At 49.0% G+C, this 14,102-nt stretch carries 8 protein-coding genes; 1 reads left to right on the forward strand and 7 read right to left on the reverse strand.

Annotated features, from left to right (window positions below; all coding sequences use genetic code 11):
* Positions 1–47 precede the first annotated feature (47 nt).
* The 3 genes from MHM89_RS14795 to MHM89_RS14805 all read right to left on the reverse strand — a co-directional run bounded on the left by MHM89_RS14795 (position 48) and on the right by MHM89_RS14805 (position 5,110).
* The gene (locus MHM89_RS14795) at positions 48–3,221 is read right to left on the reverse strand and encodes an amidohydrolase family protein (RefSeq protein ID WP_239409114.1); all 3,174 of its coding nucleotides are present in this window, start codon (positions 3,219–3,221) and stop codon (positions 48–50) included.
* A gap of 248 nt (positions 3,222–3,469) precedes the next feature.
* Positions 3,470–3,973 (reverse strand): outer membrane beta-barrel protein, encoded by a 504-nt coding sequence (locus MHM89_RS14800; protein WP_239409115.1) that lies wholly within the window; start codon positions 3,971–3,973, stop codon positions 3,470–3,472.
* 306 nt (positions 3,974–4,279) lie between these two features.
* Entirely contained in the window at positions 4,280–5,110 is an 831-nt protein-coding gene (locus MHM89_RS14805; RefSeq protein WP_239409116.1) for a M90 family metallopeptidase, read from the reverse strand.
* Between the two features lie 92 nt (positions 5,111–5,202).
* Here MHM89_RS14805 and MHM89_RS14810 point away from each other — a divergent pair, with 92 nt between their 5' ends.
* Positions 5,203–7,560 carry a helicase-related protein gene (locus tag MHM89_RS14810; RefSeq protein WP_239409117.1) on the forward strand — a complete coding sequence of 786 codons (2,358 nt, stop codon included), beginning with the start codon at positions 5,203–5,205 and terminating at the stop codon, positions 7,558–7,560.
* Here MHM89_RS14810 and MHM89_RS14815 read toward each other — a convergent pair.
* From MHM89_RS14815 to MHM89_RS14830, 4 genes are all read right to left on the reverse strand, one after another.
* Complete coding sequence (locus MHM89_RS14815) at positions 7,557–10,457, reverse strand: ligand-binding sensor domain-containing diguanylate cyclase (RefSeq protein ID WP_239409118.1); 2,901 nt, start codon at positions 10,455–10,457, stop codon at positions 7,557–7,559. The two genes, MHM89_RS14810 and MHM89_RS14815, sit on opposite strands and share 4 nt — an antisense overlap.
* A 206-nt stretch (positions 10,458–10,663) precedes the next feature.
* Positions 10,664–11,869, reverse strand: a complete 1,206-nt coding sequence (locus MHM89_RS14820) for a M23 family metallopeptidase (RefSeq protein WP_052698092.1) — start codon at positions 11,867–11,869, stop codon at positions 10,664–10,666.
* A 103-nt stretch (positions 11,870–11,972) separates the two neighbouring features.
* Positions 11,973–12,626 (reverse strand): CatA-like O-acetyltransferase, encoded by a 654-nt coding sequence (locus tag MHM89_RS14825; RefSeq protein WP_239409119.1) that lies wholly within the window; start codon positions 12,624–12,626, stop codon positions 11,973–11,975.
* A gap of 86 nt (positions 12,627–12,712) precedes the next feature.
* Complete coding sequence (locus tag MHM89_RS14830; protein WP_045978088.1) at positions 12,713–13,753, reverse strand: Glu/Leu/Phe/Val dehydrogenase; 1,041 nt, start codon at positions 13,751–13,753, stop codon at positions 12,713–12,715.
* Positions 13,754–14,102 lie beyond the last annotated feature (349 nt).

Here is a 14,102-nt window from a genome sequence, read left to right on the forward strand (position 1 = left end):
AAAAAGCCCGTCGATGACGGGCTCAAGTAGCATTGCTGCGACAGGGCTTATTCGAAGTGCAGCGGAGCGCGTGCCGGCTCGCCGACTTCGTTCATGGTTGCAGCATCAAACAAACGTCCATTGATCATGGTGTAACGTACCTTATCGCTCTGACGAATATCACTTAGAATGTCGCCATCAATGACGATGAGATCCGCTAACTTGCCTGCCTCTAGCGAGCCCAGGTTATTTTCTAGACCTAAGGTTTTCGCCGGATCTATGGTGGCTGTGCGGATCACCTCTAACGGACTCATACCGCCTTGCGCAAACATCCACATTTCCCAGTGTGCCGCCAAGCCTTCACGTTGACCATGCGCGCCAACATTCACCAGCACCCCTTGGTCTTGCAACTGTGCTGCAACCCGCGCATTGTTAAAGTGATTGTAGTGATGATCGGGCGCCTTGGTACGGCGCATCGCTCTCGGGAGCAACTGATTCTTGGGCACAAATTTACTTAATCGTGGATGATTCCACACATCGGTTTTATCGTACCAGTAGTTCTCCCCCCAGATACCGCCATAAGCCACGCCCAACGTAGGGGTGTAGGCAACATCACTTTGCGACCATAACTGGCGAATATCATCATAAATATTAGCAACCGGAATGGAGTGCTCAATCGTGGTGTGGCCATCAACCACCATGGTCAGATTATGCTGCAACAGAGAACCCCCTTCAGGGACAACCATCATACCAAGCTCTCGACCGGCGGCAATCACTTGTTGGCGCTGATCGCGACGCGGTTGGTTGTACGACTTCACACTAAACGCACCGACTTTCTGCAGGCGCTGAAGATGGAATTTCGCATCATCAAGGGAGTCAACATGGGAGGTATACCCCGGCATGTTTGCTCCGTATAGAATGGTCCCTGTGGAGAAAATACGTGGTGCAACGATTTTACCGGCCTTTTGCATCTCACTGGCAGCGAAAATTTCCGTGGTATCGTTGCTGGGGTCGTGAATCGTGGTGACTCCCAGGGATAAACCGGCTAGGTTTTTCCAGTTTTGCTCAGGAATAATTTCGTCACTGCCTTGAGCGCCATGCGCGTGCGCATCGATGATCCCCGGCATAATGGTTTTACCGCTGACATCAATCACTTCAGCATTTTGTGGAATCTCTACCTGGTCTTGACTGCCAACCGCTTTGATGTGCTTACCATCGGTCAGCACCACGCCATTATCAATGACTTTATCGCCCTGCATAGTGATCACTTTTGCTCCCACCAGCGCTATCATGCCCTGTGGCTCTGCCATGGTTTGTTTAAAACCAATATTATCGCCACTGTCTACTTTAAAGTCGGCGTTCTCATCGCTTTGAATATTAAAAATACCCGCCAGTGAGGCATGATAAAGCTCGGGCCCTAAACTCCAGTAAAGCCTATCACTTGCACTACTCCAACTGATATTTTCACCAGCACGCACAGATAACTGCTCTATTGGGAACTGGCTGTCTTTAGGGCCGATATTAATGGTTTTGCCACGTTCAACAAAAGGCGTCACGAACACTTTAAAACGCTCAGCAAACGCCAAGTATTCCCCGTTTGGTGAAATACGAAACTCAGTGGCATGCTCAGATTCATACAGTTTGCGGATTTTTTTACTTTCCAGCTCAACCACACTCAAGGTCGGTTTTGGCCACGGGCTCATCACATAGATACGGTCATTGGCTTTGCCAAACTGTGGCTGATAGCCATGCTCAGTAATAAGCTCTGGCTGCTCATCACCATCGCTATCCACTGCGTAGATGCCTGCTTTCAACGACCACTGCGGGGCAAGTAAACTGCTTCCCGAAGATTTTCTAAATACCACGGTTTCTCCGTCGGGGCTGAACGCCGGCTCGACATATTTACCCGGCTGAGTGGTCAGCGTATCACCGCGACCTGAGCGCGCCGAGACCACGCGAACACTGCCCTGTTTTTTGTCATCCCAGGTGACGTAGGCAATCTTTTTACCATCGCGAGAGAAGGTCGGGAAGAATTCAAAATGATCGTCTTGGCGTGTTAGGCGCTGCACTTTACCTGATTCAAGGTCGCGCTTGTAAATATGACCCATGGCTTCAAAAATGGCGGTTTCACCATCGGGTGATACCTGCACATTGCGCAGCATTTTTACGTCAAATTCTGAGGAGTCTAACTGTTGGGTTACACGCACCGCTCTTTGGATAGATTTACTGGTGTTTACTGCAAAAGCGATTTCTGAACTCTCGCCACTTTGCACATCAAGCTTGTGAATTTTACCCCCGGCCCAAAACACCAATGACTCGTTGTCAGGCGTCCAAGCCATGCTAGGATACACCCCGTGAATTGCCCAAGTCTCTTGCATATCACGCTCAAGCTTATCGTACAGCTTGGTTTCTTTGCCCGACTCTAAATCGTATAAATACAGGGTGCTTTGAAAATCATCACGCTTAATGTAGGCCAACGTTTTGCCATCGGGAGAAGGCGTGGGCCGGATTGCACCACCGGGGCCACTTAAAATGGTTTCTATATCACCTGTTTCCCGGTCATAGCGCTTAATTTTGTAGATGCCCTGTACCGAGTCTTTGGAGTAGTGGAAGGTTTTACCTGGGGTGGCGTCCTGTGAGAAGTACACATAGCGGCCATCCGGTGAGAATGCCGGTTCGCCTAAGTCTTTCTGATCATTGGGTCGCTCTGTTAGCTGCACGCCCGAGCCACCGGCTTTGTGATACATCCATACTTCCCCGGCACCCAATGAACGGCTTGCAGTAAAGTGCTTACGGGCAACAATAAAGTCGCCATCGGGGCTCCATGCTGGGCTATTAAGCAAGCGAAATGACTCCTTGGTCACCTGCGTTTGTTCCGAGCCATCGATGTTCATAATCCAGATATTGTCACCGCCGCCTTGATCTGAGGTGAACGCAATATGCTTGCCATCTGGGCTAAAGCGAGGCTGCATTTGCCAGCCAATATCTGAGGTCAACTGTGTCGCCTCTCCACCGCTTATCGGCATGGTGTAAATATCACCAAGCAAATCAAATACTAAGGTCTGGCCGTCGGGGCTGACATCGACATTCATCCAGGTACCTTGAGTGACGTTGATATTGGCATCAACAAATTCACCCTGAGGCTTATCTACTTGCCAGTGTTGTTTTTCTTCTTGCTCGGCGCTGACCGGTAAAGCCAGCGAAACCGCCAGTGCTAAAGCACTGTATAGTGGAGTCTTCATTTGTGGGTCTCTTATTCTATTTATTTATTATCATTACCTACTAAAACAAAAACCGTATAAAAGTGGAAGTAACATGGGTTTAATAAGCAAAAATGGGGGATGGAATAGCAAGTCTGCGAGTATCGTTGTTATGTGAGCAAGATTGCAAGCTATGGCAATGTCGTTGACCAACTTGAGGCTAAAGTAAAAGATAGCAAGCCAACAGCGCAGGCCCTCTGGCCTGCCGCTGTTAGCATGATTAGCGTGACTTAGAAGTCAAACTTCACAGCAAGGCTAACCACATCCACACCATCAAACTGTTCGTATGACAGCTCAGCTAGCATAGCGTTGCTGAAGTTATAACCAACTCCGCCACCTAAGCCAAATTCCCATTCGTCTTCAGAGGCAGACTCGCCGTAAGCCGATGCTTTAACCTCTAGGTTAGCGTATGAAGGAGCGCCGTAGATATACAGGCCGCTCTCAAGGTCATATTGACCACGAAGTGATAGAGCCGTAAAGCTCTCTACTTCAATTTTAGCTCCGTATAACTCGTCATCACCAACACCTGTACCCAAACGTAACTCAGGTACAAGGTAAAAGTTGTCACCTGTTTTAAATTTGTAGCCTAAAGAACCAACCAAAGCGTTAAGGCTGATGCTGTCACCACCTTCACTGTCAGAAAGATTTACATAGCCTACACCCGCTTGCCAAGTAGCCTGAGAAGCGAATGAAGTACCGGCTAAAACCAGTGCTAGCAGTGTTTTTTTCATCATGTTATTTCCCTTTATTTAATTATTAGCATTGCCGGGAGAGAACAAATCTTCAGCGTATACCCGCATCTTTTAACTGCTGGCATAACAGCTGTCGGGAGAGCGCAGAGTCACTGCCATAGAAAGGCTAATCGCATCCCAACGACAAATTCCATCCCTAGAAGTAACCCTGTAGTGATAGCTAGTTAACTAACACCTTTGTCACTTCGATGCGGATGTTAACAAAAAACAACATTAGCTACCTAGAGTTAAGCTTGATATTTTTTTCTGACCATTTAAGTAATAAGTTGCCTTGGAACGCTTACACTTTTAGTGCCTTTGCCAGTCACTGGGGTCGAATTGGTAATAATCTTTGAGGATATGAAATAGCTCAGCATCAAACTGCCGCATCGCCATGGGTTTTTCGATAAAAGTTTCGGTGGCCACAGCAAAAAACTCAGCCTCATTGGTGGCCCCGTAGCTGTGCATTACATGGGGCATATTGTAAGCAACATGGCTTTTTAACTTGGTAAAAGCGCGCGAGAACACCTCGCCCCAGCGTTGATACGCGGCCTTATTTGCTAGCTGCGGCGTACCATTGGTGCTGCCTGTTACCTGATCTAACTGGTGTGCAAATTCGTGAAACACCAAGTTATGGCCATCTTCCGGGAGGCGATTGCCCTCGAGCACATCGTGCCAGCTGAGCACCAAGGTGCCACCGGGCCACGACTCGCCCTCACGCACCACTTGATGATAGCTCACCAAACCGGCGACATCACGCTGGGTGACATTGGCGTAATAAGCACTGGGATAGAGCAAGATTTCTTTAACATTAGGGTACAAAGGCCAAGGTTTATTGAGCACCAACAGGCAGGCATCGGCGGCCACCACCAGTTTCATCGCCTCATTAACCTCTAAACCATCGCGACCGAGAAAACGCTTTTCGCCCAAAAACCAACAGATATGACGCTCAAGCTTGGCTCTATCGGCATCGGTCATGGCGTTATAAATGGGCATAGCCCGCTGCAAAAAAATCTGCTGCTCCTGGCTGAGTCCGGCATCATGGTATTGTCGCTGCCAGCGCTTGAGGCGGACATGGTCCCATTGCCAATACGCTACCACAAACACAATTAGCAAAATCAACAGTATCAGGTTTAACATCGGGTAATTCCTTGGCGCTATTACATGTTAATATGACCGCTGGCGCTAATTTTCAATTCCTCTACAAGCTTAAACAACATTATTTGTATCCTATGACATTACCAATCGAGGCAATAAAAGATCAGTTTTTATCAACACTTAGGCAGCAAAATGTAATTGTTCATGCGCCAACCGGCAGCGGTAAGTCCACCAACTTACCGCTATGGGCAAGCACACAAGGGCGTGTTTTGGTTGTGCAACCACGGCGTATCGCTGCCACCTCGTTAGCGAACTATTTGGCTGAGCAATGCCAGCAAAAACCAGGACAAAGCATCGGCTACGCGATTCGCTTTGAGGCTAAAATGGCGGCCCAAACCCAGGTTGTGTTTGCCACCCCTGGGGTCGCACTCAGGTGGTTTTTCGAGCAACAGCTCGCTGATTTTGACGTGGTCATGCTGGATGAGTTTCACGAGCGCCGCTGGGATACCGATTTACTCTTGGCGCTGTTGAAACACCATGGCGAGCACCGCCTGATACTCACCTCCGCGACCTTAGATGACCGTGCTTTAAGCGCTTATCTCACCACCAAATCGCTCACCAGCCATGGCCGTACCTACCCTATCAGCAGCCACACCTTCGCCAGCGACGCCAGAGCAATGCCCAGCTCCCAAGATTTAGCGGCGCGTGTACGCCAAGCCGGTGTCTATGCACTGGATAACAGTGGCGCTGATATTTTGGTGTTTTTACCCGGTCGCGCTGAGATAGCTGCGTGCGTCAGCGCCTGCCAGGACTTACCCGCTGAATGTATTTCACTACACGGTTCCAGCCCGCTACAAGAGCAACAGCGCGCGCTGCGCCAAGGGCCGCAGCGACGCATTATTTTTGCCACTAACGTGGCCGAAACCTCGCTCACCGTGCCTGGGGTCGAATGCGTTATCGATTCCGGGCTTGAGCGCCGCACGCATCTTCGCAAGGGGAAAACCGTACTCGGCCTTGACGCCATAGCTCAAGACTCCATGCGCCAACGTATGGGCCGCTGTGGACGCATAGCGCCTGGGCTGTATATTCGCTTATTTGGTGAGCATGCGCCCTTGCTCAGCACCACGCCGGTAGAGGTGGAACGTGAAGCATTAGACGAACTCGTGCTAGCCAGTGCTTGCGCCGGTATTGCCGTGGATGATTTACCGCTGCTAACCGCGCCGCCGGACTCGTCTTTGCAACGAGCGATGACAAAATTACAACGCTTAGGGGCCGTAACCGCAGACGGCTTAGCCACGGCGTTGGGTAAAACCATTTACCCACTTCCTGTGGATGCTGATTTAGGTATGCTGATCCACAATATGCCCAGCAATGTATTGCGCCAAGCAATGATTGACTTGGCCGCCGCCATCGCCACCCCAGCGGCGCTATTTTCGCCGCCAAGCAGCAGTGAGCGTGAACAACTGCAAGCGCAACTCGGTGAGCAGTATGCCCTGTGCGACCTCGCGCTGCATATCGCCGTGGTCCGTGGCGGTGCTGCACAGCACATACTCACTATCAATAGCGAGGCGCTTAGCGAAGCGCGCACCTATGCCAACTATTTACGCCATGCCTATCAATTACCAGAGCTCGATAAAGCAGCGCGATACCAACATGCCACCCTAGTCGAGGCCATCGCCGAGCTAAACCCACACTATGTCTATGTAAAACGCGATAATCGCCGTGGCAGCTTCGCCAATGGCGAAGATGAAGTGCGTCCTGCAAAAAGCTCCCTGCTTCAACACAACAGCAATGCGGCGCTGGTACTGGCAACATTTTCCTTAGCCGGGCGCGGTAAAAAGCACGCCGACACCTTAGCGACTATGTGTGCGCCAATGCAATTATCCCAGGTGCGCCAAGCTGTCCCTTACGACACCACCTTAGGCCAGTGTTATTGGTATGTTGACGAGCAGTGCCCGGAGGGAGAAATTCGTGCTGATATTATCCACAGCTATGCGGGAGTCGAGTTAGGGTCAAGCCATCAGCGCGTCGATGGCCAACATCTAAGCGCCAGCGTGGTTGCGCTTATGCGTGACAACCAGTTATTCGCCGGCAGCTATGAGCAGATATCGCAGGCTATTGCTCAGCATAATTTGTATCAGGCTTACCATCTACAACCAGCCATTGATATGGATGCCGACACCTTTATCGCTGAGCGTTTATATTCTCTGGGTGTACAAAGCCAAGAAGATCTACAGTTAATAGAGGCCGAGGATCTGCACTATCAGGGCATTGACCCTTGGCATGCGAAAGACTTTAATGAGCGCTTTCCCTTGCAAGTCACACTCCCGAGTATGGTACTCAACATCGAATATCACTTTCGCGCTAAGCGGTTAATCGCCCATTACCACAGCGGCGAGCGCAAAGACCCGCCCAAGCGCTGGGAGTTACCGGCGTGGAGTGGCCTTAAAATTCAATATAAAAAAGCCAGTAAGCTTGTGGATATCCGCTAGGGCATTGGCTTTTGGTACACCAAAACTTGGTTTCTGCCGCTCTGCTTCGCTTGATATAGGGCGTTATCCGCTTGGGCGAGCATTCGGTCATAGTCCTGTGCGCCTTGACTGTCGGCAACGCCGATACTCACGGTAATATGCACACCATCGGCAAGCGCCGAGTAATCATGGCCGGATATCAATACCCGGATACGCTCGGCGCAGACTTGCGCCTCATGTACACTGAACCCAGGCAGTAGCAATGTGAACTCCTCCCCACCCCAGCGAGCAAACATCGCCTCTTGCGGCGCACAATGATGAATGAGGTTAGCCACTTCGGTGATCACTTTATCACCGACCATGTGCGAGTATTTATCATTGATGTTTTTGAAGTGATCAATATCAATGATCGCTAAGCTTAGAGGTTGTTGTTGCTGTTTAGCTTGCTCAAAATGCGCTATCAACCATTTGTCAAAGGCACGACGATTCGCCACCCCGGTGAGTTGATCATGCGTCGCTTGATGTTCAAAGGCTTTAGCTTGCTCCGCTAGGCTGCGAGTTTGCGCCTGCACCCTTAGCTTTAACTGGGCTTCGCTGCGCTTAAGGTGTAAAAAGCGCAAACGATATAGGGTAAATAATGCCAGTGCTAACACCACAATCATTGCGGCTTTAAAGCTGAGTGTCTGCCAAAACTTAGGGGTAATGGTGAAATGAAAGCTTGCCGCAGATGCGGGCCATTCGCTATAGGGATAGCGCGCCCGCACATGAAACTCGTAATTACCGGGCGGTAAATTAGTGTATTCGGTCAGTGTGAGGTTACCGCGATTTATCCAGTTGTCATCAAAGCCTTTGAGCTTAGTTTGATACTCAATGCGCTCCGGCATAATAAAGCCTAAACCAGCATAGGCAATAGATAAACGGTCTGCTTCTGAAGGCACCGTTAACGACGTTTTATCAAGGTTAGGTAGGAAGCCTTGCTCATCGTCAAAGCCAATACTCTCGATGCTCACCGGCAGTGAGACACTGGCCATACGAACCAACTTCGCTGGGTCGACCACCGCTGCACCACGCGCTGTCGCAATCCAAACGCTGTCATCATGATGGCGCACTGCTGGGTATTGCGAGCCGCCGTTGGCTTGTGAGCTAAGCATGCCATCACCTTCATCAAATAAGGTGAATTCTAATTGTGCATCCTCACTATCAAGGGAAGCCATCACATGAGCTTGACTTATACGGATCACACCTCGGTTACTGGAAAGCCACAAGTGATCATATTTATCGTTTACAACGGCAAACAGCTTATCAACCGGTAACCCTTGCTCTCGACCGAGCTTGCGCAGACGATGACTTTGATAATCATAATGGAGCAGCCCGCGATCGGTGGCCATCCACAGTGCGTCATCCTGAACTAAAAACCCAAATGCGTAGTCGGCATCGAAATGCTCGCGCAACGGCAAGGTGGTAAACTGCCCTTGGTGATAAAAAGCAACACCGACCCCGGTGCCTATCCACAGTCGCTGTTGTTTATCTTGCGCTAGCGCCATAATAAAGTTACCGGGCAGACCTTGTTTATCGGTCAAGATTGTTACTTCTTCGGCGCTTTTCATACGCACAAGGCCACCCGCAGTGCCAACCCATAACGTGCCGTCAGCTTGCTCGTGAAGGGCCCTTACTTCGTTGCTCGGCAGACCCGTATCCCGGTTGATCACTGTTGTCAGACGTTGGCCGTCAAAATACATCAACCCGCTGGTATAGGTACCGACATACACACCACCACGTTGGCTACTCGTGAGTGAAAGTACAGAAATGGGCGCATCCAGGGGAGATGAAATTTGTTCCACCTGTCCTTGGATGTAGCGGTTTAAGCCGTTACTGGTACCAATGTAGAGCGCTCCATCAGTGTGCGAAAGCACACTACGCACATAATCTCCTGAGAGCCCGCGTGCGGTATTGACGGTGGTAAAGGGTGCTTGCCGCAAGCGAAAAAGCCCCCCATTGGTGCCAATCCAAATACTGTGTTCATTATCTTCAAGCAGCGATAAAATGCGATTGCTTGGTAGGCCAACATTGGCATCCAACTTTTCCAGCCCATACTCGCTGAAGCGAAATACCCCTTGATTGATGGTGCCAAGCCAAATGTCACCACGAAAATCAACCAAAATACTCGACACAGAATCGTCTGCAAGAGCGTTATGTAGCAACGTAAATTCATTATTCACATAACGCCATACACCCTGCTCGGTGCCAACCAATAACGCCCCATCACGGTCTTCAGCCAACGAATAAATGGCGCCGGTAATAGCGCTGTTATCACTGTCAGCACTATGCATGGCTCCGTCTTCATAGTAATAAAGGCCGTTATTTGTTGCTGCCCAAATTCGCCCTTCTTGTTGCTCGAAGACTTGATAGGCACTGACATTAGGCAGCAAATTTTGCTCGTCGCCCTGTTGTGTTCTGCGCACCAAACCGCCATCTTCTAGCGCCAGCCATAAGGCGCCATCCCCACTGCGCACGGCAAAATTCACCATCGTTTGTGCCGGTTTAAGTGCTTGCCAACGCTCGCGCTCGACCACGCTGATCCCACCCCGAGAGCCAGCTACATAGAGCTGCTGAGTCGCTTTATCGACATTGAGGCTGCGGATCCCTGAATCGGGCAACCCGGTGAGAACGCCGCGAGTAAAAAGCTTAAAAGTACGGCCATTAAAACGGGCAACACCTTCCCATGTACCTACCCAGACATAACCATCGGGAGTTTGAGCTAGGGCATTGACACTGTTGTGAGGCAAACCATCACGGGTATCCCAGGTTTCGGCAAAGTAGTGACTTAGGGGAACATTACTAGGAATGTTTTTGGGGACTTGATTGGCGAAACTGCTTAGGCTTAACAGTGAAATAGCTAAATAAAGGATGATTTTCACAGCAGCGCGCCTACGTCTTTTTTATTATTAAGTTTTATTCTACTTCAAACACATAAAATAACAATTAGCTTGAGCCAAATCGCTTACAACTAATAACAATAGGCACTATAACGCCCATCAATAAAAACTTAACCTTTTGAATTTAAATATAAAATTCTAGTATAGATACTGCAGATAGCGCCGTAGACCGGCGCTATCCGCTCGCACTAGCGATACAAGCGCTGCCACGCACAGGTCTTATAACCGTTACGCTCAAAGTAAAAGTTGTAGCAATTATCGTCATAGTTGTAATTACCCACATCAATACGATAACCACTAATATAGCGATTCTGTAGGCTCACATATTGGCCATTATACAGCAGTGAAAAATGCACATGTGGTCCCGTTGACTGACCACCCTGACACAGCGCAGTACTTTGATTGTTAGCATAGCGCCCTATCCAACTCCCTGCGGAAATATAATCACCGGAGTTAAATTGCAACGCATCCATATGGTAGTAGTTGGTCGCATAGCCACTTGGATGAGTGATGCGAATATTACATTGCGAATAACGTGTAACAGTGCCCTCATGGGCCGCTTGCACCCAAGGTGTATTGCTGCCCCATCCTCCAGAGCCATTATTAAAGTCTAACGAGGAATACGGATACCCAGAGCCGGTGTTAGAGTGTGCCCCCCCACTGAACCAAGCATAGCCACTTGGCCACGGAAGATTCATACTAAAAGCTACCTGAGCTTGAGGCTGCGCACTGAGCGCTTGGCGCTGTGGGGCTGATACCTGCTTTTGCGTCAGTTGTATTGATGGTTTCCCGGTCACAACCTCATAGGCACTCATCAATGCGGTGATCTTCTTACCCTTACGTGGGCGGCGCGGACCCACTGGCTTTTGCCGCATAATAAACATATCGACCAGCGCAAAGCTGGCGACATCTTGATTAAATTGCTGGCTGCTTTGTGCGAAGCGTTTATAGGCATAAAAGGTATGGCTGAGCCGGTTGGTGACATCGCGAAGCTGTGCTTCAAATCCGACTTCATCACTCAAATCAGCGAAAGGCCTCTGCATTGCTTCAGCAGTGGGGTTAGTGACTAGTTGGCTTTGCTGCTCCATTAATGCTAATAACAGCTCTGGGTTGATACTGGCGTAGCCAGCGAAATGCAGTATCGCTTCTTGCTTTGCTTGTAATTCGCTATTGAGCCCAGCGAAGAAATTAGTCCAATCCCGCGCTGCCAGGGCGTTATTAAAAACAAACTGTTCATCGGCAATAAGCGCTTCGCTGTGTAAATCAATCAGCGCCATATCTTGCTTGGCTACAATACGCTCGGGTAACTGAGCATGCTCTGCATGCACCGAAAAGCTCAATAGTGTTGTTGCACCGGCGCAGGCTATGCCGGTGAGTATGGTGTTCAATTTCATCTTTGTTCCCTCTATCGTTATCATGTCCCGTATGTGGGAATACTCACTATAGATCTATAAAGGGAACAAATGTAAATTTAATGTTTAAATATTTACATTTAAATCACAAATAATCCGAAGGATTATGCATCATTTCCTGCAATACTTGAATATATTTTGCACTATGCAGACCATCCATCAGTGCATGATGCACATCCAGGGCTAAAGGCATGCAACCTGAAACTTTATCATATTGCCCCAACACCACTTTAGGAATACCGTGAGTAGCACCCAAACAAGTAGCGTGAGAAAAACTACTAAATTGTAACCACGGCAATACCGATACATGCAGCACATCGGCGCGCCCTTCGGTGCGCGCGAAGGCCTCACTAAACAAAGGCTCATTTGCAGCACGGGCTTTTTCTTCGCACATACGCTGGGCGTAAGTTGTATAACAAGGCGTGTCATCGAGATAACTAAAACGAAAGCTATCATCCTCGGCCAGTTGCACCACACTCATCGTCACTTGCTGATAATGAACAGGCTGATCATCGACAATACGTAGCCCCATTGGCCAATATTGCTGCGCGCTTTTGTGCACCAAATAAATGTAAGCACTAAAAAAGGACAAAGCCTGCGCTTGGCAGTATGCAAATAACAGCCGTGCGTCTAGGCGCACACACACATTGAAGTAAGGTTGGTGGAAATCTTTGAAAAAGGCGAAGTGCTGTGCACGCGGCCACTGCTGGAGGTCTACTTGCGTGGAGGGATAAGGCATTATCTACTCGACAACAAAAAAGGCATGCCCGAGAGCATGCCTTAATCTGGTATTAGGAGCAATAAAATGCGCCTAAACGCTGAGTACTAAAGACCCTGAGCGATGATCTCTTCTGCCAGTTTATCGGCGATAACATGCGTTGATACCTGCTCTTTTTCCGAGCGTTGGAAAATCTCCAACAAAGTATCAAAGATGCCTTCAACGTGCTTAGTCGCATCGTCAGCATTATAGCCTTGTGGCTTGGTTTCGTAATAGACGTTGATGATGCCGCCGGCGTTAATAACGTAGTCTGGCGCATAGAGCATGCCTTTTTCACGAATGATCTCACCATGACGAGGCTCCGCTAACTGGTTGTTAGCACAACCGGCAATAATCGTAGCCTTAATACGCGGAATGGTGTTGTCATTAATGGTCGCTCCTAGCGCACAAGGTGCGTATACATCCACATCCAGGTCATAAATGTCGTCAATGCCCACAGCTGTGGCATTGAAGTCATTGACTACACGCGCTACCGACTGCTCGTTAATATCGGTCACGAATAGCTCTGCACCAGCGTTATGCAAATGTTTACATAGGTCGTAGGCCACTGCGCCTAGGCCCTGTACCGCCACTTTCACACCTTCAAGGTTTTGATGACCGTGCTTGTGTTGAAAAGCCGCTTTAATACCTAGGAAAGTACCTAAAGCAGTAAATGGTGACGGATTACCACTTTTGCCTTCCAAACCCATTACATAGTTTGTTTCTTGGTGCATCATCATTACATCACCGGTGGTGATGTTGACATCTTCAGCAGAATAGTAACTTCCACCTAAACGCTCTAGTTGCTTACCAAAAGCACGAAATAGTGCTTCTGATTTAATGCTTTTTGCATCGCCGATGATCACAGATTTACCGCCACCGAAAGGCAAACGCGCCACAGCGTTCTTGTAAGTCATGCCTTTGGAAAGACGTAGTACGTCGGTAACGGCTTCTTCATCACTGGCATAGTTCCACAACCGGCAACCGCCCACAGCCGGGCCTAGGTTAGTGTTGTGTACGGCAATAATTGCCTTTAGGCCTGATTCTTTATCACTACAAAAAACCACTTGCTCGTGGTTATCGAAATCAACTTGATTAAAAACAGCCACTGTTATTCTCCGAACTTGTTACCCTACTTGGGTGCGCTGAAATTGCCGCAGACTCTATCACTAAGTGCTGTGCCTTACCACTATATAAGATGATAAAACCACGCATTTCCTTTGTGGTTGAATTTCTATTCACACATAGAACAGTAAGTGAATATTTAATTCAAAATATGGTTAAATTAAAGAACTTTAGACCATAACCAATCACCCTATGTACCACCTTTATCCACGCCCATCTGACGTTTACGTTAACGGCAACACCTATGTAAATATTTTAATACGCTGGGCGGGAATGTCGAGTTTCAAGGAGGACGGGCGCTGCCAGTCTAATCACCGGCGACGCCCCTAACTG

Source organism: Pseudoalteromonas sp. CNC9-20 (genome assembly GCF_022347875.1).
GTDB lineage: Bacteria > Pseudomonadota > Gammaproteobacteria > Enterobacterales > Alteromonadaceae > Pseudoalteromonas > Pseudoalteromonas ruthenica.

Excerpts from the sequence above, each read along its gene's own strand:
- MHM89_RS14805 (WP_239409116.1), bottom strand. The coding sequence starts at position 5,110 with ATGTTAAACCTGATACTGTTGATTTTGCTAATTGTGTTTGTGGTAGCG.
- MHM89_RS14825 (WP_239409119.1), bottom strand. The coding sequence starts at position 12,626 with ATGCCTTATCCCTCCACGCAAGTAGACCTCCAGCAGTGGCCGCGTGCA.
- MHM89_RS14810 (WP_239409117.1), top strand. The coding sequence starts at position 5,203 with ATGACATTACCAATCGAGGCAATAAAAGATCAGTTTTTATCAACACTT.
- MHM89_RS14795 (WP_239409114.1), bottom strand. The coding sequence starts at position 3,221 with ATGAAGACTCCACTATACAGTGCTTTAGCACTGGCGGTTTCGCTGGCT.
- MHM89_RS14800 (WP_239409115.1), bottom strand. The coding sequence starts at position 3,973 with ATGATGAAAAAAACACTGCTAGCACTGGTTTTAGCCGGTACTTCATTC.
- MHM89_RS14820 (WP_052698092.1), bottom strand. The coding sequence starts at position 11,869 with ATGAAATTGAACACCATACTCACCGGCATAGCCTGCGCCGGTGCAACA.